27 protein-coding genes are annotated in these 22,868 nt (G+C 35.2%); 19 read left to right on the forward strand and 8 right to left on the reverse strand.

All coding sequences use genetic code 11. The features are described 5' to 3' along the window. Positions 1 to 18: 18 nt before the first annotated feature. From IV512_RS16170 to IV512_RS16190, 5 genes are all read right to left on the reverse strand, one after another. Positions 19 to 873, reverse strand: a complete 855-nt coding sequence (locus IV512_RS16170; protein ID WP_209405216.1) for a hypothetical protein — start codon at positions 871 to 873, stop codon at positions 19 to 21. Positions 874 to 882: 9 nt separating this feature from the next. After that, complete coding sequence (locus IV512_RS16175) at positions 883 to 2,331, reverse strand: relaxase/mobilization nuclease domain-containing protein (RefSeq protein ID WP_209405218.1); 1,449 nt, start codon at positions 2,329 to 2,331, stop codon at positions 883 to 885. Next, on the reverse strand, positions 2,328 to 2,714 hold the full coding sequence (gene mobC / locus IV512_RS16180) for a plasmid mobilization relaxosome protein MobC (protein WP_209405220.1): 387 nt from the start codon (positions 2,712 to 2,714) through the stop codon (positions 2,328 to 2,330). The genes IV512_RS16175 and mobC overlap by 4 nt, the downstream gene beginning before the upstream one ends. A 190-nt stretch (positions 2,715 to 2,904) precedes the next feature. Further along, positions 2,905 to 3,153 (reverse strand): hypothetical protein, encoded by a 249-nt coding sequence (locus IV512_RS16185; RefSeq protein WP_209405222.1) that lies wholly within the window; start codon positions 3,151 to 3,153, stop codon positions 2,905 to 2,907. 669 nt (positions 3,154 to 3,822) lie between these two features. After that, the gene (locus IV512_RS16190) at positions 3,823 to 6,360 is read right to left on the reverse strand and encodes a hypothetical protein (RefSeq protein WP_209405224.1); all 2,538 of its coding nucleotides are present in this window, start codon (positions 6,358 to 6,360) and stop codon (positions 3,823 to 3,825) included. Between the two features lie 297 nt (positions 6,361 to 6,657). Here IV512_RS16190 and IV512_RS16195 point away from each other — a divergent pair, with 297 nt between their 5' ends. The 10 genes from IV512_RS16195 (at position 6,658) to IV512_RS16230 (ending at position 13,685) form a co-directional block, all read left to right on the forward strand. After that, complete coding sequence (locus tag IV512_RS16195; protein WP_209405226.1) at positions 6,658 to 7,269, forward strand: recombinase family protein; 612 nt, start codon at positions 6,658 to 6,660, stop codon at positions 7,267 to 7,269. Positions 7,270 to 7,430: 161 nt separating this feature from the next. Next, entirely contained in the window at positions 7,431 to 8,348 is a 918-nt protein-coding gene (locus tag IV512_RS16200) for an ABC-three component system protein (RefSeq protein WP_209405228.1), read from the forward strand. A gap of 2 nt (positions 8,349 to 8,350) precedes the next feature. Beyond that, positions 8,351 to 8,602 (forward strand): ABC-three component system middle component 8, encoded by a 252-nt coding sequence (locus tag IV512_RS20080; protein ID WP_371743308.1) that lies wholly within the window; start codon positions 8,351 to 8,353, stop codon positions 8,600 to 8,602. After that, entirely contained in the window at positions 8,592 to 10,343 is a 1,752-nt protein-coding gene (locus IV512_RS16205) for a DUF2326 domain-containing protein (protein WP_209405230.1), read from the forward strand. Before IV512_RS20080 ends, IV512_RS16205 begins: the two co-directional genes overlap by 11 nt. Before the next feature lie 143 nt (positions 10,344 to 10,486). Continuing rightward, the gene (locus IV512_RS16210) at positions 10,487 to 10,738 is read left to right on the forward strand and encodes a type II toxin-antitoxin system ParD family antitoxin (RefSeq protein WP_187459683.1); all 252 of its coding nucleotides are present in this window, start codon (positions 10,487 to 10,489) and stop codon (positions 10,736 to 10,738) included. Continuing rightward, positions 10,725 to 11,027, forward strand: coding sequence for a type II toxin-antitoxin system RelE/ParE family toxin (locus tag IV512_RS16215; RefSeq protein WP_209405232.1), 303 nt, complete (start codon positions 10,725 to 10,727; stop codon positions 11,025 to 11,027). Before IV512_RS16210 ends, IV512_RS16215 begins: the two co-directional genes overlap by 14 nt. 615 nt (positions 11,028 to 11,642) lie before the next feature. Continuing rightward, complete coding sequence (locus IV512_RS19915; RefSeq protein WP_245224885.1) at positions 11,643 to 11,864, forward strand: hypothetical protein; 222 nt, start codon at positions 11,643 to 11,645, stop codon at positions 11,862 to 11,864. Further along, positions 11,840 to 12,193 (forward strand): dihydrofolate reductase family protein, encoded by a 354-nt coding sequence (locus IV512_RS19920; RefSeq protein ID WP_245224887.1) that lies wholly within the window; start codon positions 11,840 to 11,842, stop codon positions 12,191 to 12,193. Before IV512_RS19915 ends, IV512_RS19920 begins: the two co-directional genes overlap by 25 nt. A 379-nt stretch (positions 12,194 to 12,572) precedes the next feature. Next, on the forward strand, positions 12,573 to 13,052 hold the full coding sequence (locus IV512_RS16225; protein WP_209405235.1) for a cupin domain-containing protein: 480 nt from the start codon (positions 12,573 to 12,575) through the stop codon (positions 13,050 to 13,052). Positions 13,053 to 13,181: 129 nt separating this feature from the next. After that, positions 13,182 to 13,685: a cupin domain-containing protein gene (locus IV512_RS16230; RefSeq protein WP_209405237.1), complete on the forward strand. Its 504-nt coding sequence runs from the start codon at positions 13,182 to 13,184 to the stop codon at positions 13,683 to 13,685. Positions 13,686 to 14,025: 340 nt separating this feature from the next. Here IV512_RS16230 and IV512_RS16235 read toward each other — a convergent pair whose 3' ends face one another. After that, positions 14,026 to 14,805, reverse strand: coding sequence for a hypothetical protein (locus IV512_RS16235; protein WP_209405239.1), 780 nt, complete (start codon positions 14,803 to 14,805; stop codon positions 14,026 to 14,028). A gap of 307 nt (positions 14,806 to 15,112) precedes the next feature. On the opposite strand from IV512_RS16235, the gene IV512_RS16240 reads away from it, so the two are divergent. Genes IV512_RS16240 through IV512_RS16255 form a run of 4 tightly spaced genes read left to right on the forward strand, consistent with a single transcriptional unit; the run spans position 15,113 to position 16,828 of the window. Beyond that, positions 15,113 to 15,439, forward strand: coding sequence for a metalloregulator ArsR/SmtB family transcription factor (locus IV512_RS16240; protein ID WP_209405241.1), 327 nt, complete (start codon positions 15,113 to 15,115; stop codon positions 15,437 to 15,439). Then, on the forward strand, positions 15,436 to 15,945 hold the full coding sequence (locus IV512_RS16245) for an SRPBCC domain-containing protein (protein WP_209405243.1): 510 nt from the start codon (positions 15,436 to 15,438) through the stop codon (positions 15,943 to 15,945). The genes IV512_RS16240 and IV512_RS16245 overlap by 4 nt, the downstream gene beginning before the upstream one ends. After that, entirely contained in the window at positions 15,942 to 16,604 is a 663-nt protein-coding gene (locus tag IV512_RS16250) for a DUF998 domain-containing protein (RefSeq protein ID WP_209405245.1), read from the forward strand. Before IV512_RS16245 ends, IV512_RS16250 begins: the two co-directional genes overlap by 4 nt. Before the next feature lie 5 nt (positions 16,605 to 16,609). Then, positions 16,610 to 16,828 carry a DUF4287 domain-containing protein gene (locus IV512_RS16255; protein ID WP_209405247.1) on the forward strand — a complete coding sequence of 73 codons (219 nt, stop codon included), beginning with the start codon at positions 16,610 to 16,612 and terminating at the stop codon, positions 16,826 to 16,828. A gap of 135 nt (positions 16,829 to 16,963) precedes the next feature. Here the strand turns inward: IV512_RS16255 and IV512_RS16260 are convergent, their stop codons facing one another. Both IV512_RS16260 and IV512_RS16265 read right to left on the reverse strand, forming a co-directional pair. Further along, a complete protein-coding gene (locus tag IV512_RS16260) occupies positions 16,964 to 17,290 on the reverse strand; it encodes a VOC family protein (RefSeq protein ID WP_209405249.1) in 327 nt (108 codons plus the stop codon). Between the two features lie 18 nt (positions 17,291 to 17,308). Further along, positions 17,309 to 18,736, reverse strand: a complete 1,428-nt coding sequence (locus tag IV512_RS16265; protein ID WP_209405251.1) for a ThuA domain-containing protein — start codon at positions 18,734 to 18,736, stop codon at positions 17,309 to 17,311. Between the two features lie 204 nt (positions 18,737 to 18,940). Here IV512_RS16265 and IV512_RS16270 point away from each other — a divergent pair, with 204 nt between their 5' ends. The 5 genes from IV512_RS16270 (at position 18,941) to IV512_RS16290 (ending at position 22,863) form a co-directional block, all read left to right on the forward strand. Further along, complete coding sequence (locus IV512_RS16270) at positions 18,941 to 19,990, forward strand: sensor histidine kinase (protein WP_209405253.1); 1,050 nt, start codon at positions 18,941 to 18,943, stop codon at positions 19,988 to 19,990. After that, on the forward strand, positions 19,965 to 20,678 hold the full coding sequence (locus IV512_RS16275) for a LytTR family DNA-binding domain-containing protein (protein WP_209405255.1): 714 nt from the start codon (positions 19,965 to 19,967) through the stop codon (positions 20,676 to 20,678). Before IV512_RS16270 ends, IV512_RS16275 begins: the two co-directional genes overlap by 26 nt. A 237-nt stretch (positions 20,679 to 20,915) precedes the next feature. Next, positions 20,916 to 21,083 (forward strand): hypothetical protein, encoded by a 168-nt coding sequence (locus IV512_RS16280; protein WP_209405257.1) that lies wholly within the window; start codon positions 20,916 to 20,918, stop codon positions 21,081 to 21,083. A gap of 157 nt (positions 21,084 to 21,240) precedes the next feature. Further along, entirely contained in the window at positions 21,241 to 21,699 is a 459-nt protein-coding gene (locus IV512_RS16285; RefSeq protein WP_209405259.1) for a lipocalin family protein, read from the forward strand. A 711-nt stretch (positions 21,700 to 22,410) separates the two neighbouring features. Continuing rightward, positions 22,411 to 22,863, forward strand: a complete 453-nt coding sequence (locus tag IV512_RS16290; protein WP_209405261.1) for an META domain-containing protein — start codon at positions 22,411 to 22,413, stop codon at positions 22,861 to 22,863. Positions 22,864 to 22,868: the final 5 nt, after the last annotated feature.

The raw sequence follows: 22,868 nt of genomic DNA on the forward strand, positions 1-22,868 counted from the left end.
TTAACACCTCTTTGATTTTTACCATGGAAGTCCTATACCATTGCTTTTTCTCTTCTTTTTAGTAAAATCCGTAAACTCGTCCTTGAAACCATTGTACATCTCCTCGGTTTTCTTGCCACCACCGCCCAATATTGAACTGATGGCATAAACGCCTTTTCTAAGCGAACGGTTCTGTTGGATACTGGATTGTCTTTGGGATTCTTGAACAAGGCACTGCCGAAGTCCGTTATCCATATGGTGGTGCACTATATCCAGATGCAAGTTCGGCTGCATATTTTCTGCCCTTATCATATAGGTGGCCTTACCGTACATCCCCCTTTCCATCAAATATCCTGCCCATAGGTTTTCGAGGTTGTTTCTGCCCTCTTCAGCAAGTTTGTTGATGACCGGGTATTGTTCCTTTAATGCTGTCGTCAAATCGGGAATTGAATTCAAATACTGGCTTGTCCGTTTTGGTAAAGGGCAACTTGTACCGTTGTCAGTATAAATCGATTTGACCTCGAACCCTTTTTCTCCCTTTACGAAATAGAACCCCCTAGCATTGAAAAAGGCAATGTAGTCCTTGGCTGATTTTTCAAAAGGTGCGTGCGTCCGTTCGGCATTTTTAATATGGGAACCCAAGGCGACACTTTCGTATTGCTTTTTGTAAATGGCATCCATTCGTTCATAGAGCTTCGGAAAGACCATTGGAAGGAACATAGCAGCTGCCGTCAGCTTGGGACTGTTATCGGAAGACTGGTCCGATAACATTTCCAGCAACAGATGGTTCTGGCGGACGAATCCCGAGGACACATATTTTTCCATTTTTTCGGGAAAGGGCAAATGCCCCAGAGGAACGGGAACCACATGCTTGTTCGATTTGGTAAAGGACAACTCGTTGTTTTAATACTTTACGCCTAGAGATTGGAACAAAAGCCGAACGCTACCCTGTTCCGTGCCGACATCGAAAATGCCATTTTTCAATACGTTACCGATTAGCTTGAATTTGCTTTCCAAGGTTTCTTTTTCCTTTTTTGTTTCCAGTTCATGAAGTCTTTCCTTGACCATGGGAAAGGCAGCTTCTACCGCTTTCCTGAATTTCGCCCTTTGATTTCTTGGGGTGTAACGTTCCAAGAAATTATGGGCTTTTGAGGCCGTTAAGATTGGAACGATATCTCCGAAGTTTGTGGTCATAACATATTCCGATAACAACCCTTTCTGTTTTGGGGATTTCAAATAGGATGCGGTCAATGCCTCTTTTATCAATTTGTTCACTTCCAATTTGAACTGTTTGCTTTCGGTATCGATTTGCGTAGGTTCGTTACCGTTCCCGAAAATATCCTTGCGGTTTTGCATCCGTATGTTCTTGCTCAGCTCACTTTCCCTGAAAACATATCGAGATTTGTCATAGATGGTAAATCCTCCGATAACGTCTTGTTCTTTGTCCAATTTTATGTCGATGCTTTGGTAGTCCTTCAGGACATCCGCCAGTTCGTAGGGCTGGATGGTTTGAAAGAGACCATAGGTCGTCTCTATCTGTTTCAAAAGTCGTTTGCGGTGTATGGGCAACAACCTCGATTTGGAATGTACATCGAATACTTTTTGCAGTTTCGGGCCACTCAACCCTCGGTGTACGCTGGAACCGTTGATGAACCTTGTCCGGTAGCCTTTTTGATTATTGAGACCATAGGCCACCCCTATCCTTCCCGATTCGTTCTTAGTGGTTCTCAGTTCGATATGACAAGGTTTGACCAGTCTTGCAAGTTCCTCGAAACTCCGCACCTTGTATTTTTGGTTGATACCGTTCAGTACATCCTGCAAATAATATTTCGTTCCTTTTTCCGCATCCATACCGAATTGTAGCCCTGGCAATCGGTATATCGGAAGTTCCCTTTTCTGTTTTGTGGTCGGTGTCGGGGAAAGGCGATATTTTTTTTCTAGGTACTGCCGTATCGCAATGCTCCTTCTATGGCTATTGAAGATTTCGAGTACTTTTCCATCTTCTTTTACGATAGTGGATACGATATGGACGTGTTCGTGCTTGGTATCCATGTGCCGTACCACTACATATGGTTGTTCCCCATATCCCATATTTTCCATGTACTCCTCGGAGATTTTAAGGAAGGTATCGTCTTCAAGGTGTTCCCCGTGCGGAAGGTTCAGGCTGATATGTGCATAGCGATTCTTGGTGGCGTTGCGCTGTCCCTGAAAATGGAGCACGCCCCCGAAGAACTTTGGCGATATGCTTTGGGTAAACGTGTTGCCGTAACCGAGTATTCGCATACCTTCTTTCCCGAAGACATAGTTCAATGTTCCCGTACAGGTTTCGCCATAAATAATCTTTGCTATCATCCTGTTTTTTCTTCCATTGTTATTTCAATGAGCGAGTACAGCAGTTCGTTTGTTTTTTGTATCTCGTTTTGCAAACTACTGTTCGGGCTTCTCAGGTTCTTATGGTGCGCGACCTTGACCAACTGGTTGATGTTGTTACCTATCTTGTTGATATGGTAGGCAAGATTTGAAGTGTCGGGGAGCCTATCTTTTTCTTCTGCCACTTGTTGCAAAACCAACCTTCTTAAAAGCGGACTTATCGTTCCTCTTTGCGAAACATCCAGATTATAGGATTCACAGATTTTCCTCAATTTATCATATTCGGTATCGTTAAACCGTAGCATGACGTTATGGTACCGCTTCTTATTTCCCAATCGTTTTCGTCCTCTTTTTCGTTGTTCCATTTTCGTTGCTTTTCAGGGCAAAACACTTCGTCAGAAGTAGACAATTCTAAGTTACTTAGAATGCACCTTGCTATCCGTTTCACGGATAAATATAAGCTATAGAATTTAAATTTAACTATCTTATATTCAATTATTTAACTCATAAAATCATATGAAACCATATGAGATTATTTAAGGCCAATCGGGGAATTTATCCGGTCCAATATGGCGTTGAAAAAATCAAGGAAATGCGGAAATATTCATTTTTTTGTGGGTAGGGAGAAAAAAGGGCAAGCGGCTTTTCCGCCGCTTGTTCTTTTGCGCGGCTCTGAGGGGGTTGAAAAACCCGAGACGCAAAGACGACTGAAAGCAGGTGGGCGAAAGTCGCCCGTTCGGTCAGGATTGTAGGTGGAGGTTTTTCAACCTCCGCAGGAACATGGCCGAACAAATCGATATCCACGTTGAAAGATTTATGATGCTATTATTTTTAAGGATAATTCCTAAAAGGCGGTTTAATCTTTAATGAAATATAATGGGGGAACTTATGACCCAATTGCGAAAAACCTAAAAAAATATTTTGCTAGTAATATGTATGCTTCATTAAGATGACCACACCCAAAAATATGGTATTCAACCGCGGTAAATTTTGCCGACCGTTCTGTCCTATGCTGACCCTTCTACAATAATAGAGATAACTGAATCTTAGTTCAAGATTGATTTTTGCGATGACAAAGGACATGGTTCGGGTGCCTGTTGGGCCCTTTGAAAAACTAGGCTATGTAATCGTTTACCTAAATAATTACTTAGCTCATTAATTAATGATTTAAGTAGATTTTTGAATATTTCACCTATATATGGGAAGTTTGTCAAAAATGGTAATTGGCATTGAAATGTAAAGATTTTCTGTGGGAAGTGAAAAAAGGTCCAAGTGGCTAATTAGTCGCTTGCGCTTTTGAGCATGCCTGAGCGGGTCGTGATGTCGTAGGAAGAAAGACCGCTTCGGCGGTTTTGGAGACGAGTATAACCAGCCTTTCTCCGAGGCTTGGAAACTTTAGCATTCCATGAAATCGTAGATTTGTACTCTCTTAAACGAAGTTGGTTTCAAAGTTCAAATAAACGTAGGATTTAATTACTCTTTACAGTTACCATCCTGAATGTCTTGAACGGTTGGATTGTACATATTATTAGTTATATATACCTCATTGTAGGTCCCACTATTAAAAAGATTGGCTAAAGCACAAAAATCGGAAAGTTCGCGGTTAGCTGCATTTAAGCGCCCAATATAAATTCTTCCTTCAACAGACGAAAGACTTTCTAATCCTCTCAAGGATATAAGATTTCTATTAAGACTAATATTTAAATCATCTCCTACGGAAATTAAATTCTCTAACCCTCTTAATGAAGTAATGCCCGTATCATGAATAATTACTTTACCCCCAACCGAAGTTATTTTTTCTAGACCTATTAAGGACGTAAGGTCCGGGTTATTGCCTATCGACATATCTTGGCCTACGGAAGTTATATTCTTTAATTCTAACAAAGAGGTAAGTTTAGGGTTATCCGTAATACGGACTGTACTACTTATCGAAGTTATTTTTTCAAATGCCGACAAATTGACCAGACTAATATTACCATCTATCTTTAGATAATTACCTATGAATGCTAAGTTTTCTAAACCTGTCATAGAGGTTAGAGCGGCATGATAGGAAATATCAACTGAACCAACTACGGAGGTTAGATTTTCCAAACCTGTTAAGGTGGGTAAATTATCATTGTAAACAACAGTTAAATCACCTCCAATAGATGTTAATTTTTCTAAATCTCCCAAAGAATCAAGGTTATTATTATCATGAATAAGTACGTCGCCTCCTACCGAAGTTAAATTTTCTAAGCCCTTTAAACTCACAACTTCACTACCTGCGATTTTTAGATCACCTCCAATTTCTGTTAGATCAACTAGGCTTACAAGAAATGTAATATCTGTTGGTTCGAATACCAAACTATTTCTCTTGGATTCTATTAGAATATTTAAATTTCCAGTTATTTTAGAGTACCCCAGTAATCCAAATTCTTCTACATCCTCTTGGGTTCCTAAAGTTATCGACCCTTCATATATTTCTCCAGTTTCCTTTTCGCAGGCCACAAGATCTCCTAAATCGGTGATTCCATTTTCGACAATGTTTAAATTACCCTCTGAGGACACAGCATTGGATGTAACATCATAGGTTATAATGCGGTATTCATTCGCCGAACAATACGTAAACCTTGAGTTGATTTCGCCATTAATTATTGGTATTATCTCAAAGTCTTTTGCATCGGCTATTGTATAAACATATGCATAACCATTTGTTACAGGGGAATTATCACAGTTGGTCACCGTACCTCTTAATCTTGTGTTGGTAAAATAGGATGATAACTCGCTGATATTTATCTCAATATTTGAGATGTTCATAGGGTATGGTCCTATTCTTTGAGTTGCAAGGAGGTTTTGATCGTCGCAAGATCCATAAATGGAAACCAAGAGCATTTCGTCTTTCGGGAATAAACCACAAAATAAACCATTATCATTGGTTGCACCAGAAACCACGAGTTGATCATTTCGTTCTCTAGTTATCGTAAAATATGAATTTGCTAAATCTACGCCTGTATTTAATTCAAAACACACATCAACTGAATCAAGAGGCAGACAATTGTTCCACCAGGTAAAATGATAGACTTCTGCTAATAATTCATTACCGATTTTTGTTGCTTTCCCTTGCTCTTTCCAGTACCCCACTGATTCATCAAAATACCAAAGCGGAATAGTTTCTGGTGAATTTGGTGTTGTAGAAGAAACAGGAAAACGGATTTTAGCCGGTGCATCTTTTGAAATGTTTAAAACTGCACCCGAAGGGGAATATAGATTTACAGCTAACATACCATAGCTTTCCATAGCCTTGGCATCATTATTTTCACTTTTTCCAAGTAACATTCCTGGCATTTGGGCAAATGTAGAATTCTGATTGGGCTCTAAATAGTGCATTGAAACTTCTACTTTACCTGTATAGGGAGCTCCCAAGTTATCTATAAAATTCCCCGAAAAACTCACCTTTGCTCCGTTTGGTAGGCTTGTTTCTGAGCTTACACCTGCATCTACGATTCCAACAATATTCTTTTTTAATAAGGTAATATTAATAAAGTTGCTGCCATTGGTGGTCGGAACTACTGCTCTTGACCCCATGATATAATCTGTTTTCTCAGCTGTAACGAAAGCAAATTTTTCGTTTACCGAAACCTCGTTTAAAATAAATACGCCATTGCTATCGCTTAATGCAATTCGGTCACCAATTTTAATTTGTACGTCTGGCAAGGAATTACCATCAAAATCCGTAAGCTTTCCCACAAAATTTGCCACCATGGGATTTCCAAAATTTTCTGCAGCAAATTGCTCATGAGGTATTGGATCAATGACCGCAATTGTTGTGTCATTTATTATAGAGTCGTTTAATATTTGGTCAATTGGGTCTTCCTCCTCTATTACGGTATCATTTTTATTACAAGAATTGAAAACAATCACTAAGAAAAGAGCGCCATTTAAGAATTTCACCTTTCTGATTGAAAAGATATATTCTTTTAAAAAGTCAATTAGCAGATAGGAAGTATTCATATAAAAAATTAAAATGCTCAATTTTCAAAAATATGGCCTAATGACCCTTTAGAAATAATATACCCGACGAGTTACCTTTGAATTGCGATGAACTTAAAATCAGAAAGTAACTTACATACAAAACATTTAAATAAAATGCAAAGAACCAGTCTTCATATCAACAGCTTTCCTATTTATCTAAATAAATTTGATATAGAGTATAATTAAATGACCGTTTTATTGAACTTTTGAAGAAAAGCGGAAACATTATTTTCAAAAAGTTTAATTTACCGTATAAATTAATTAGTTTAATTATTTACCTTTAAATAAACTTTAAGAATGGTTTTTGGATACGCAAGGGTAAGTACCGCAGAACAGAATCTTAATCTCCAGATTGATGCTCTCCTCAAAGAGGGGATAAAAGAAAAGAACATTTTTACCGATAAGGTTTCCAGTTCAAGGGAAGAACGAAAAAGTTTGTCAAGGTTATTGAACTTTGTCAGGGAGGGTGATACAATAGTTGTATGGAAACTGGACAGACTGGCGAGAAGTTTGATCCACTTTACGAAACTGATGAACGAGCTCGATGAAAAGGGGGTCAAGTTCAAGAGTATTACCGAACCGTTTATTGATACTACCGAAAGGTCTTCCCATTCGGAGTTCATCATCAACCTATTTGCTTCCTTGGCGCAACTTGAGAGGGATATCATCATCGAACGGACCAAAGCAGGTTTACAGTCAGCAAGGAGAAGGGGTAAAGTTTTAGGAGCGCCCAAGGGAATCAGCGAAAAGAACAAACAAAAGGCCGTTCTTTGCGAGGAATATTTTAAAGAAGGAAGATTGACCGTTACGGAAATATGCGAGCGGTTAAAAATTTCAAGGGCGACCTACTACAAATATTTAAGGCATCGAGGTCTTGATGGAAAACTGAGGCCCTATAAGCACCACTAGATATATTTTTATCTATTGTAGAACCTTGTTATATTCATTGGCCCCAACAATGTAGAAATCCTTCTAATGATGTAATTTATTTTTTATTGTGCATACTTATAAAAAAGGTCAACTGATATGAAGTTACTGCAACTAGGTTTAAATACTTTTGTGCCATATATATGAAATATCCATTAGAAAATCTCACTGATAAAGAATTTGAAGACCTTGTAGCACTCATTTGCAAGGAAATTTTAGGAACAGGTACAGTTGTATTTTCTACTGGAACGGATGGTGGAAGGGATGGTAAATTTGATGGTGTTGCTAATTGTTTCCCAAGTAAATCATCGCCATGGAATGGTAAAATAGTAATACAAGCAAAACATACCCAAAAAATAAATTCAAGTTGCTCCGATAGTGGTTTTCAAACTATTCTAAAAAATAGTGTACTACCCTCAATTGAAAAGTTAAAAAAAGACAATAAAGTTGATTTTTACTTACTTTTCACAAACAGGAAATTAAGTGGAATTCAAGATGCCAAAATTGAAGATATTTTTGATAAGAATACTGGGGTTACCAATAGAGTTATTGGTATTGAAACTATAGACCTTTGGTTAAAAGAATATCCTAGAATTGCTAGAGTTCTAAATCTAAATAAACTATTACTCCCATTAAATTTTAATGAAAATGATTTAAAAGAAATAATAAATACTTTCAATAAAATTTCAAATGAGGAAGAAAAGGTAATTCCTAAAATACCTGAGAATCGAGATATAGAAACAAAAAATGAGCTTAATGAGTTAAGTGAAGAATATTTCAATTCTGTAATAAAGAAGAATATTATCTACTTTGATCAAATTAGAGATTTTCTAACTGATGAAATAAACTCTGAATATCTAAATAAGTATGAAAATACAATAGAAGACATCAACGAAGAAATAGTTTTGCACCGTGATGAATTCGAAAAATTTGAAGAAATCTTGAATTATTTATACAAATTTATTGTTGAAAATAATCCTGAACTTACACAGAATAGACGTTTAGTTCGAGTGTTTTTACACTATATGTACTATAATTGTGACATTGGGGTCAACGAATAATTATGCTAACACCAACTAAACATACTAATATTCGCTACTCAGTTTTATTTATAGCTGGAAAACTTTTAAAGTATCTTCACTTCGAAAGATTACTTACATATGATGATCTTAAAGACTCCCTAATTAATGACCTCGGCTCAAAATCCAAATACAATTTTGATTTCGCTCTTACTTTCCTTTACTCTATTGGAAGAGTTCAGTACATTAAAGATATCGATGCTATAGAACTTGTTACCACTGAAAATGAAGATTAGTAGAATATATGCGAATAAAAATTTTAAAAACATCAAATTTAATGATGGTTTCAATGCTATTGTAGCTTATATAGAAAGTGAACATAAAGATGATACTCATAACCTTGGAAAAACATCCTTAATAAGAGTAATAGACTTCCTCTTACTTTCCGGTTTCAATAGAAATAATGATAAATTACTTGGTAATGATATCTTTTTTGGGCAGGAATTCTATGGTGAATTTAAGCTAAATAATGGGAAATTTTTAGTCATTAAAAGATCGATAGATAATGCCACCAAAATTTCATTCAAATTAAATGATGTAGAATTGAATGATTTTCAACTTAGCCAAAACTGGGATGAGACTTTAACATTTAAGAAAGCTCAAGAAAAGTTAAATGAACTTCTGAATTTTAACGTATTACAAAACTGGACTTATCGAAAATCGATTACTTATTTCTTAAGAAGTCAGCAAGATTATCTCGATGTTTTTAAATTAAATAAATTTAAAGGGAAGCATAAAGATTGGAAACCATTCGTGTTCGACTTACTTGGCTTTAATGGAAATTTAATATTAAATAAATTAGAAATTGAAGAAGAAATTGAAACTCTTAAAAAGAAAGTTCAAACTCTCAAACAAGAAGCTCGAATTGATTCTTCGGAAAAAGATAAACTACAAGGTCTATTAGATATCAAATTAATAGAATTTGATGATGCACAAAGTCAAATTGACAATTTCGATTTTTATGAAGAAGATCTTAAAGTTAACAAAGAATTAGTTGAGAAAATTGATTTAGAACTCCAGGCTTTAAATACTGATCGATATAGAATAGCTTATGAGATAAAAAAAATAAAAAATTCTCTAGCAGAAATAATAGATAGCATTGATCAAAAATCTATCGATGATTTGTTTGAAGAAGTGAATTTATATTATCCGGAGAAGCTAAAAAAAGAATATGAAGATTTGGTTCGTTTCCAAAAATCAATAACAATTGAAAGGAAAGTATATCTCTCGGAAAACTTAGAAAACCTTGAAAATGAGTATCTAGAACTGAATAAAACTATCGAACAATTAGAGAATCAAAAAAGTAGATATTTATCGGTTCTTACAGAAAAAGATAGTTACTATAAATTTAAGGAATATCAAAAGAAAATTGTCGAAGCAGAAGTAGAGATTACAAGAATTAAGGATAAATTATTAGCCATCGATAATTCTATTTTGCTCGAAAATGAAATAACAGAAAAAAAAGAATTAATTCAAGAGAAAGTTATTGAGTTAAAGGCTTCCCTTTCTGAACGGAAGCACGCTGGAATAAATAAAATCTTCAATTCCGTTATTAAGGAAATAATAAATACTAACGCTTTAATATCGTTGAAATTAAATAACCAAGATAACGTCGATTTTAATGCTGATTATCAGAATAAAAGTGATCTTTTAAAAACTGCGGAAGGGCAAGGAACTACATACAAAAAGTTGCTTTGTGTTGCTTTTGATCTTTCATTACTTATTCACTACTCAAAAAACTCCTTTTACAAATTTGTATATCATGATGGTGTTCTAGAAGGCTTAGACAATAGAATTAAGGTACGTTATATAAATTTAGTAAAACAAATATGTGATATATATAATATTCAATACATTATTACCTTAATTGATTCTGACCTACCCAAAAATCACCCAAATTTTATTTCGTCAGAAGATGTCTGTTTGAAATTAGATGATAAAAACAATGAGGGCAAGTTATTCTTAAGTACGTTCTAAAAAGCGCAACAATTGTAGCCTTCCCCTTTTTCTACAAATGATAATTTAGAAATCGCAACTTAGGCTAAAATCCAAATATAGGATACTTGCCTAGTCCATAAAAAAGACCTAAATTGAACCATAGTTATTAATATTGGTTCAATATGGCGGTAATTAGAAAATCCATCACTTTTACGGAACAACAAGATACCTTTGTCAAAAGTTTGATAGAGCAGGGGTTCTACACTAACGATAGTGAATATATCAGGGACATAATCCGGAAGGATCAAGAGCGCAGAAAACGCATAGTGGACCTGAACGAAGCTCTTATTGAAGGTGTCGAGAGTGGTCCTACCGATGCTACTATAGACAGTATTTGGGAAGAAGCGATAAATGAGCACAATGCCGGAAAATAAATATGTCATCAGTGCAAAGGCAAGGGCTGATTTTAAAACCATTGCCAAATACACGGTTGAAAATTTCGGGGAAGCACAATCCTTAAAATATGCAGAGGGCCTCAAAAGTGTTTTGGACGAACTGGCCGACAATCCCGAACTTGGTAGGAGATATGTGGCCATAAAGGATAAAATGCTACTACGTTATCGTTACAAGGCACACGTAATCTTTTACTACATAATGGGGAACCAAATATTCATCGTAAGGGTTTTGGGCGGTCGAATGGATTTTCCAAAACACCTTAAGTAGAGTTCAAAAAAACGATACAAAATCTCTATCAATAACCTTAATTATCTTGCTAGCGTTTTCCCTTTAATCGCTTGGGGATTGGTTCCAGTCTTTTGGGAATACAATAGCATTTCCTCAGTAAATTTTCCAATAATCCTGTTGTGCTCTTGGAGCAACTTTTTGAGCTCTCAATGACTCCTTTCGTGGATAATAATGCTCTTCTTCTGCATGGAGGTTCCTTTTCCAAATGCTCTTTTTAAGGCCTCCTGAATCCAGTGCAACAAGGTCCGCGGTAAATGCCCAACTTTCTAATACACTGGATATCAAGATTATTTAAAAATAGAGGGAAATTATGAAGTGTAAAATACTTTTATAGATTATCATTTTGAAAATGGATTAGTTACACCGCTAGTAAAATAACTTGTTACGACTCCGAACTAAGGCCCTACATTTAAAATCGGGCAATAATACATTAAAAAATTAATGGATGGAATTGATTTTTTAAGGTAATTATTTAATTGAATTTTACTATATATTCGTAATATATCAATAAAATCTACAACTTTATAAGCAAATTAGCGGTAATTATGACGGATGATATCACTATACCAGAACAATAAAAATTCTAAATAAAAAATGAGAAAAGTAATTGCAGCATTTAATATGACACTTGATGGTGTTTGCGACCACACAACTGGAGTTCCAAGTGAAGATTTACATCAACATTATTCTGACATGTTAGACAATGCTGGGATTATTTTATATGGACGGACAACCTATGAACTTATGCAATTTTGGAAAACAATTTTGGAAAATCCTTCTGGTAAAAATCGATGGACGACTTTGCAATTTCAATAGACAAAGTTCCTAAACTTGTTTCCTCCAACACATTAAAAGACACAAACTGGAACACAGCAAAACTTTCAGACAAACCACTAAACGAAAAAGTTTTGGAACTAAAAAAGCAATCAGGAAAGGATATTTCTGTGGGAAGTCGGAGTTTGATTGTTCAACTGTTAAACAGCAATCTTATTGACGAATTTCAAATTTGCGTTCACCCCATTATCGAAGGGCAAGGACTAAAATTATTTGACCAAATCAAGGAGAGGATCAAGTTGAAACTCCTTAAGACAACAACACTAACATCAGGTTCAATAATACTTTACTATGAACCTACACTAGATTAAAAAACGATCTGATAACAGTAAATCTTATAAATATTACCAGTCATATTTTCTTATGTTAGTCAATATTTCCATATTCACTTAAAAAATTTTTTTAATGACCAGTATCTTATAATCATAGTTATTTGAACTGTAAATCTGCTTAAAAACCCTTCTCGCTTTTGATTATACTTTTTAAATCAGTGGGTAGTTTTTGTCCAGATTCAAAGAAAGTTAAAGATAGGCGTATTTTCAATGAAACTTTATGGATTCATTGAGACAAGCCAAAGTCTCACTGTCATTTATATTTAGATTCTAATTAATTGTATTGAAACTTCTATATTTATAATTGATAATTTAGCGCTCGTAAACATGCGAGCCAAGACCATTAGCTGTAATTAAGATGAAAAAAAAGGTGGAGATTAATGACCGTAATGCTAAAATTATTTTAAGCTCCTCTAAGAAAGGGACAAAAACAAAAAATAGTGAATACATTTTCCATATATCATCTTATGAAACAGGAGGAAAATTAAGTATCTACGATGTTATTTTTAAAAAGCCAGGAACAAGGAAAAACCTACATTATCATAAAATACTAACAGAAACTTTCACAGTGTTGCAAGGAGAGTTTTATTTTAATATAGAAAATGAGGAGTTTACAATAGGTAAAAATGATTCTGTTGTAGTTCCCCCATTGGTTGTTCATGGATTTAGAGCTAAACTACCAAATAGTAAATTGCAAATTGGATTTGCGGATAGTCCAAATAGGGATGACTTTTTTATTGGACTCGCCAAAATTGTAAACGGAGAGTGGATGTTGAATGAGACCGAAAAAGAAGATTTTTATAATAAATATGACCAGTTTAATATCAAAGAAGATTAAAATTACCAACAATCATATTCAAAATTATCATTCACTTTGGCCTTGGGCTAGTTACAATAACAATCATTTTTCCCCTAATAAACTACTATACTCTAAATCAATAGTATACAATAAAAAACCTTTGTGAAAATGGATAAAAAGTATACATCTTGGAAACCTATAATACTGCAAGCCGACGAAGGTGAGAAAATACTTTTTCGAATAGGACTAATGACCTTTAAAGTGTCATCTAATCAAAGTGATAATAATTTTATGATATGCGAAACAGAATTGCCTCCCAAAGCATTTGTTGAACCCCATTCACATCCGGAGGCGGAAACATTTTATATTCTTGAAGGGGAATTTTCGTTTTGTGTTGATGATATGAACAAAGAAATAAAATGCTCAAAAGGATCATTTATTAGCGTACCTCCATTTATAAAACATTGTTTTAAAAATATAGGAAGTAATAAAGGGAAAATATTACGTACTATAACACCAGGTGGCTCAAATGGATTAGAAAGCCTATTCAAAACTTTAGGAGTGAGACTTAAGGATAATGCTGATATTCCCGACTTAAATAAACCAATTGAAAATTGGATTAGAGCGGTTGATACTTTGAGAGAAAACAAGGATAATAATAGTAATGGTTAAAATTAAATAGTAGCCTTTTCGAGTTACTAAATATCGAATATAATTTATTGTTTCTAGAACTAGACTGCTACCCTGCTAAGAAAATTAATGTGGAAAGCTATAAATTTGGTAACAATGGATAGAAACTGCAACTTTTAATTTTTTAGAATTGGCAGACTTTGATTTATTCAATGGCTTTATTTGTTTGAATTTGTTGCCAACTTCTGAAATGTCCGTGATAATTTTCATTTTGGTGTATTCTTAAAGGTAAGTGCTAAGGAGCAGACAATGGCCATGTAATATTATCAAAAATAAAAAGACTGCAAGAAGCAGCCCCTTTTCAATACGAACATTTGTAACGCTAATCTATCCCTAGACGAATAGCCTGTTCGATGGGAGAACAGTCAATATCGGAATCTGAAATGGACAATTCGTCCCTAAGCAACAAAGGCGGTTGTGCCATGAATTTAGGTCTACTTCCATTATGTGGTTGAGCTGAATGAACCAAAAACGGATGACATAGGTAAACTGTACCCCTTTTTCCAGTAGCATACACACTTTTTCTAGTAGGCAACCTTTCCAACTTGCCGGCAAGGTCCATAAATGATAATCCTAAATCTCCCTCAAAGGACAATATTCTTGCAACATCAATGTGAGAACCTTCATAAATGATGGTTGGTGCATCGTTCTCGGTTACATCAGAATACAAAATTAACATTAATAATGCTCTTCCTTTTGATTTGATATTGATGCGCCATTCAAGAAAATCATTTGGGTCATTTCCTGGAAAACTTGCATCTACGTGCTTACCAGTATCATTAGGTTGTTGTTTAGACGGAAACCTAATAGGAAATGTTCCCACACTGCGACAAGGAATCCATTTATCCTTACCAATTAATTGATTAAAAGCGTTATGTAACTTCTGAGTATTTACTGAATTCACAAAAGGTTCATTAGTGTACATTCCCAAACGAATTACTGGCTCAATCCAAGTTGCAGGATTCGATCTATCATAGGGGAGGTCATTCCAAAGAATTTCTAAAGCCGCATCTGCTATTTCCTCGGAAAATGAATTGTCAAGACGAACAAAACCGTTATTAATAAAATGCTTTATTTCTTTTTCACTCAACGTGTCGACCATAATAATTATGTTTAAAAACCAACCACGTACTGCAAAAATTACTTTAGATAAGTAGCCGTGATTAGTGGATTATTAATAGAATGAAGGAATAATTAAAAATATGCTTCTTATACAGAGCACGTAGCTTAAGAACTAAGCTTGGAAAAGAAATACTATAATGTTACGGTCATGCACATAATGTAAAAATAAAAAAATTTGTTCCAAAACAAACAAAACGTTTAGATTATTCGCCCTTAAGCATTGTAATTTAAATCACACTTGTGTAGTTAAATAACTTCATGTATGTTTGTAGTCAAATAACTTCATATTGAAATTAAGAAGAGACATCTTTCAAGCTATTTCCGACCCTACTAGGAGAGCCATATTGGTATTGCTGACATCGCAAACAATGACAGCCGGAGCTATAGCCGAAAAATTCGAATCAGCAAGACCGACAATTTCAAAACACCTTCAAATTTTAAACGAATGCGATTTAATTAGAGCCAATCAACAAGGGCGGGAAATTCACTATGAGCTAAAAGTTGAAAAAATGAAAGAAATCGACAAGTGGTTAGAGCAGTTCAGAAAGATATGGGAAAATCGCTTTAATCAACTTGATGAAATATTATCTAAACTTAATAATAACAAAGGATGAAAAGTAATTTACTCTTTGACTTTACTGTGGATAAACCAACATGCACTATTTACATTAATCGACAGTTCCAAGCAGAACAAAAACGAGTTTGGGATGCATTTACCAAAAAAGAAATTCTTGACCAATGGTGGGCACCACAACCCTGGAAATCAAAAACGAAGTATATGAATTTTGAAGTTGGCGGTCGTAGATTTTATGCAATGATAAGTCCCGAGGGTGAAGAGTATTGGGGTGTACAGGACTTTACAGCTATTTCACCAATACATAATTTTCAATTTGTAGACGGCTTTTCAGACAAGGATGAAAATATTAATAATCAAATGCCCTCGGCAAAATGGAATTTAGATTTTAGTGAAGATATTGAAGTCACGACCGTAAACATAACAATAAAGCACAAAAAACTTGAGGACCTTGAGATGCAAATTCAAATGGGCTTTAAGGAAGGGTTTACAATGACTTTGAACTATCTAGAAGAATTAATTAATAAGCAAAAGAACAATAAATGAAAACACTCACCATTTTTGCGAATGCTACTATAACATTTGGCTTAATTTCTATCTTGTGCTTGATAATTGTGCATATTTCAAATCCTAATATTAGACCAAGCTACCGTATGGTCAGTGAATATGCTTTAGGAAAAAACAAATGGCTGCTGACCTTATTTTTTTTGTGTTGGGGTTTATGTTCAATTTCGTCTGGTCTGCTACTTTGGGATATCGTAACTTCCATTTGGGCTAAGTTAGGTGTTGTTCTACTTTTCATATCTGGCTTAGGAGCTGTAATGGGAGGAATTTTTAATATCCAACACAAACTTCATGGACTTTCATTTGCTATTGGAGTTCCATTTCTTCCTATCGCAGCACTTTTAATCTCATATCATCTCATTGGAAAGCCAGAATGGCAAAACTATGGTAGCTCCCTACTTTTTTCCACACATGCCGTTTGGATTAGCCTCATCCTTATGGCAATTACCATGTTTCTATTTTTTTCAACATTAAAGTCCGCAGGGATACAATATGGTCCAGACTCACCTCCCTTAAAAGTTTTACCTGAGGGGGTAATAGGACTTAATGGATGGGCGAACAGACTTTTAGTACTAGCCTATATAGCCTACCCGATAGTAACAACAAAAATTTTCTTAACAATAATCAATTTTAAAAACTAAAAATTATGTCATTTCAAGCTTACATTGACAATATCAAAACCAAAACAGGAAAATCTCCAGAAGATTTCAAAAAAATTGCAGCGCAAAAGGGTTTTATAATCGAAGGAAATCTTAATCCAAATGTTAAGGCCACAGAAATCACCAATTGGCTCAAAGAAGAATTTGAACTAGGTCATGGTCACGCAATGGCTATTTATGCAACATTCAAAGGAAAGACAAAATAATTACTGGTTCTGACCGGTTTGGTTAAAATTAATTTGCGTTTCTGTTGTTACAGCGGTAGTTTTTCAAGGCGTTATTGAAAAACTACCGAATTTACAATTACGACCTCCTTATTGACAGTACAAAATTCAGTGCGTTTATTTTTGATGGAGACACAAACTATTCCCGTCCAAATCCTTGAACCAGGCAAATTTTCCCCAAGGAGTCTGTTCAACATTGCCGACTTCGATATTTTGCTTTTCAAATTCCTCGATTTTATTTTCAATATTGTCCGTTTCACAAATTAGGCCATGAAAATTCGAGAGTGAAATGGTAGTACTGCTCCCTGGAAGTCCCATTTGAATCCAAGTTTCACCATGAGCTGCAGGAGCCTCAACAAGCACCTTAAAACCGAGCTTCAAATAAAACTCTTTGGCTTTTTGCCTATCATTGACAGGTATCATAATAATTTCTAATGATTTCATATTTTAGAGTTTTCTCCCTTATTGTTTATACACCTCTATTTCAAAAATAGAATATCCATAATTCGGACGAAATCTTTTTTTTCCAATGACTCTAACGAATCTTGCTATCTCTGGTTTGAATTTGAATTCATCTGTTTTACCGTCTCCCTCTAGGACATCTGCAATCGTGTTCCAATTTTCTCCATTTTCAGAAATTTCCAGTGTATATTCCGTGGCATAAGAGTCTTCCCAAGTAAGCTTTATTCTACCGATTTCATAAGTTTTTTGCAAATCCAACATAATCCATGATGGATCAACAAAGTCACTGGCCCATCTTGTGGTTGGATTACCGTCAATCACATTCTTAGAATCAAAAAGGATATTTTTAGCTTCGGTAGAAGAACTGTACACCTTATTCCCATAGTAAGAGGCTATGTTACCATCGCCATCCTCAACAATTTGAGCTTCAATCTCATTCTCGGTGCTAAATCCATTTGAGTTGCGGGCACTTACCAAAAATTCAAAATTTCCGGCTTTCTTTCCTATTTCTAAGTCGACAAATCCTCTTTCAGTGGTGGGCAACAAATTATCATCATTATGACTTATCTCAAAGACTAAATTCGAATCATTAGAATATGTAATCTCCGCTAGATTCAAGACATTTTGGTATTTTTTTTCCCTTGTGGAAAAAGGCTTAAGCTTTGGGGCCTTGATTAATGGAAAATTCAATAACCACCGAGCCCCATTTTCAAGTAATTGTCTATACCCCTGTTCTTTCTTAACCTGCGCTCCATGGCCCAACGTAAGGCTCATCACTTTTCCTTTCCCTACGGGATGCCACCACATGACGGGATGGTTTTCAGCTCGGGCTATTACCTCAAATTCTGGAGTGCTCGGTTGGAAATAATATAGTTCATCTTCAACTTCAAAATCATCCACAACTTTAGAAACCGGATGCTCCTCATTTTCCCTAAAAGAATAGTCATATCCCCAAAATTCCATGTTCGTTGTACTTATGTTAAACCTCGTCGGTTCGGAAGAGGGACCACCGATAAAGATACCTCCCATCACTTCTTCATATCTATCCCAATTCAAAAAACTTAGAATTCCGCAATGCAATGTCAGCAATGATTTTCCTTGGGAGATAAAGTCATACAATGCATCGAGCTGCTCTTTATTAGGGGATAAAAAGAGGGAGTAGCTAATAATCAAGTCATAGTCTTTAAGAGTCTCATCATTTAAGAAACCTAAATCCGAGGTAGTTTCGGTTACAACTATATTGCTCAAGATTTCAGATACCATTTCTGTGTGGAACTCATGTATCCAAGGTGGATAGCCTTCAATAACTTTAGGTTCGTTTCCATTTCCTGTTAACAGTAAAGCCTTCGGCAAATTTTGGCCGTAAGCCAAACTGACACTAACAAAGGTGAAAATTCCAAAGAATGTCGCTTTAATTTTAATATTCATATTATTTATAAATATATTTTTAACCAAAGCTATCAATTGATTTTATGTGCTTTTTAATTTTTTGACGAACAACATCCTATAGTAATAAATGACACAATACCCATGACATGTGGTGTTTACGGCTTTATATAGTCGTTCGTAGAAATTCATACTGGGTCTTAATCATGATTTAGTATCTTCATTATTAAAACATTATCTCATTGAATGAACAAAGATGAAAGACGTTTCAATATTTTCTTTTGGACCGCATATTTTCTTTATGAGTGGTTAGGAAATGCCTCGGTAGGTGATGAGTACTACCGCTACTTTACAAGTGCCCTGGTGATAGTCCCATTAACGTTTTTTGCCGCCATATTCACAGTGCACTATTTATTGAAGAGGTATTATCTAAGAAACCAAAAAAAAATTTTTTGGTTTTGTCTTTTTGTTAGTATCATAGCATTTAGTATTGCCAGAAGAACATTTAATTATTTTCACACCTACCCAAATTATTATCCCGAGGGACTAATAGATATGCCATATATCTATTGGCCAAAAATTTTAATAGAAGCAGTCAACACTTATCTCATTGTAGCCTTGTATGCCATGTTCTACTTTGTACGGGAGCTATATAGACAACAGGAAATAAGTCAAGAGCTTCGTCAAGATAAAGTTGAAACGGAATTGAAACTGTTGAAGTCCCAAGTACAACCCCATTTTATCTTCAATACGCTAAATAATATTTATTCGATGGCCAAGATTGGTCATCCAGACACGGCGGATTTAATTTATAGACTTTCAGGATTCCTGAGTTATAATCTCTATGATAGTGGGAAGGATTTAATTACTGTTGAACAAGAGTTGGACTATGTCCGACACTATGTGGAACTTGAAAAAATTAGGCATGGTAAATCCTTGGATATAGCTATAAATGTATTTGACAAGCTAAGTGGATATAAGGTCAGTCCGATGGTATTTTTACCGTTTGTAGAAAATGCATTTAAACATGGTTTGGATGACAAAGAGGAAAACAGTTGGATACGAATAGACCTTTCGATAAAGCATGATTGGTTAATTTTTAAGATTGAAAACAGCCTGTCAGAAAATCAAACTACTGATGAAATCAAGCGTGGAGGTATTGGCCTGGAAAACACAAGGAAAAGACTTGAGATTCTGTATCCTGGCAGGCACACCCTGTTGTGCCGAAAGGATGAGGATTCCTATTTGGTAACCCTGAAACTAAAACTAAATGGAAACAAGGTGTATCATAGTTGACGACGAACCTCCGGCATTAGATTTATTGGCATCCTATATTGACCGACTGGATAATTTTAAGCTTTTAGGTCGATTTGGCAACGCTATAGAAGCTTTTAATTTCATGAATGCCAATGCTGTAGATTTAATGTTTGTGGACATCCAGATGCCTCAAATGAATGGATTGGAACTCATTAAAAGTCTTGTGCCAAGACCCCATGTGGTAATTACTACTGCATACCGTGAATATGCAGCTGACGGCTTTGATTTGGCCATATTGGATTATTTGGTGAAGCCCGTTTCCTTTGATAGATTTCTTCAGTCTATTTCAAGATATAGCAATAGTAATAACGCCAGCCAATATCAGGAAAACTCTTTGCAGGATACTTATATGTTCTTTAAAGTAGAAAGGTTGATGGTAAAAATCTATCTGAAGGATATCACCTATATTGAGAGCATCCATGATTATATAAAAATCATTACTCCGGATAAAACGTATATTACATATACCAGAATTGGATTTATGGATGATAAACTTCCTGAAGGACATTTTGTAAGAATTCACAAATCCTATATTATTTCACTTAATAAAATAGAATCTTTTAGACATGATAGTGTCACCGTCTCCGGTAGAGAACTTCCAGTCGGTAGAGTGTTCAAGCAAACATTTATAAAGGCATTGGAAAACCACAAGTTTTTTAAAGAATAGGGCCAAAGTTGAGAGAATCTCTTGTGGTTTTGATTAGGAACAAAATAAACTTTGGCCTTGGTAAAGAAAGAGTTGTATCGACGTCATGTATCGCGAAAAAGTATGCCAATAAATGAATATGGCGAATAAGTTTTTCACAAGGTAAAGCAGTTGAGAAATCTTAGTTTTTATTATAGTGATAATTTAATCGAAACAATTTACTTTGGACTTGCTGATTGTGTGAAGTTCAAATAAACGATGGGAACCAAGGAGAAAAAAGAGTTGTTGGCCACTTTCATTGAAAAGCACGTTCAGTGTGGCTATTCCATTGTCGATTACATGGGAAAGCCCTTATCCTATTTTGATTTTCAAAAGGTGAAATCTAGAATAGACTGGCTGAACGAGGAATATCAACTAAATGTATAATTAAACGATTGCCACAAGGGTACTGTGATTCTGAATTATAATATATACAAAAGAATAATAATAATATACTTCTTTAGAGCGTTCAGTATCAAGTTAATCTTACACAACCGTAACCTTGGTATTGGCCACTAATCAGAAAAACGACCAACATTTTAAAATGAAATACTATCGCATAATACTATTATCTTTTATAGTAATATTTTCATCTTGCTCTAACAAAACCGAGAATGAAGAGAGCAACTCTAATTTGATAGGTAATTGGCGGTTTGTTTCCGAGACTTACGATGGTGAGGTTTTAGAATCATCGGAATGCGAAGGGGAACAACGAATCTCATTTAAAAATGACTCAACCTATATTTCGACTTGGAGGCCAGGGATTCCAAATCCTCCTGAAACCCCTCCTTGCGAACTAGAACAGTTCAGTGGTCTTTTTAACAATAATGAGATGAAAATATCATTTTTTTTAGAAAACGATACGGACTTTACCAATCCTACTCAAACCGTAACTATATTGACTCTATCTGAGTCTAGCCTTATTTATCAAACAACTAGAAGACGATCATTCGAAGATGATGAGAGTACCATTTCCATATTGACTTGGACAAAAATAGAATAAGCTGTAGCCTTCCTCATTTCATAAAGTTGAGAAATTAGAGTTCTTAACTTTGGCAAAGTTCAAATAAACGATTCCTATCCAATTAGTCGTAACACAACCTCGCAACAGAGTAGAAATTGACAATCATCATCAGTTCCGTAAAAGGCGAATTAACGAAACTATTAAAAAGAACGACATATGGAACTGTAAGCGGATGTTTTTATAAAGTGTTTTAGTAGTGCCCTAATTTGGCCGTTTAACGATACTATAAATAGTGACCTATAAAAATACAAGTCCTCTTAAAAATGAATCTTAACAAAAATCTGTTTGTACAGTAAAATCAATTACGTCTTTATTCTACAAAGAAATTTTCAACGCTTTGCCGAAACAAATCGAGACCGTACGATTGTTGAGAAACTATAATGATAGGTTAATTTTCAAGATTAAAGAATCCCCAAAACCGGGTATCCACTCACGAAAGAAGTGAATTTTCTCCAGATTTTTTGCTATGACGGCGCAAACTTAGGGCTGATCGGACTTGTAATCATAGCCGTCCGTACCTGATTACCGCTAAAAACGCGGATGCTTAAAGTTAATTGAGAGTTTAACATTTTTAAACTTAGGTCAATGGATGATATGCAAAAGTATCACCTTTTGAATACAAAAATTTAACCTACTGAAAACGTAGTGTTTTTCTTAGAACAATAACTTAAACTCCAAAATAATATTCATATGAAACATCTCAAATGGCTTTTACTCTCAGGTATGTTGCTAATGCTGTCGTGCAATAGTGACGATTCCACAACTGATGAGGAAACGGATAACAAATTAATCGGCACATGGGAATTACTCAGGCACGAGAACATTGACGGGGGCAGTGCGAATGAATCTCCAGCGGGTGAATCTCCTATCACTATAACTTTTTCACCAGATAATAATTACACAGGTTCTACTCAAAACAACGAGTTTGATGGCGAATTCGAAAACGACGAGCAGAGCATTATTCTGACAAAATTTGTCACCACTGCAGTGAGTGAAACCGAATGGGGTACTACTTTTTATAATGCACTGGGCGAATCCACTCAAGAAAATAATCTCAACATTGTATTGCAATATGCAATTTCGTCGGACAGCTTATTCCTTAAATATAACGAAACAAGAAGAATGCTATTGATTCAAAAATAACATTG

Source organism: Pseudozobellia sp. WGM2 (genome assembly GCF_017810075.1).
Lineage (GTDB): Bacteria > Bacteroidota > Bacteroidia > Flavobacteriales > Flavobacteriaceae > JADNYK01.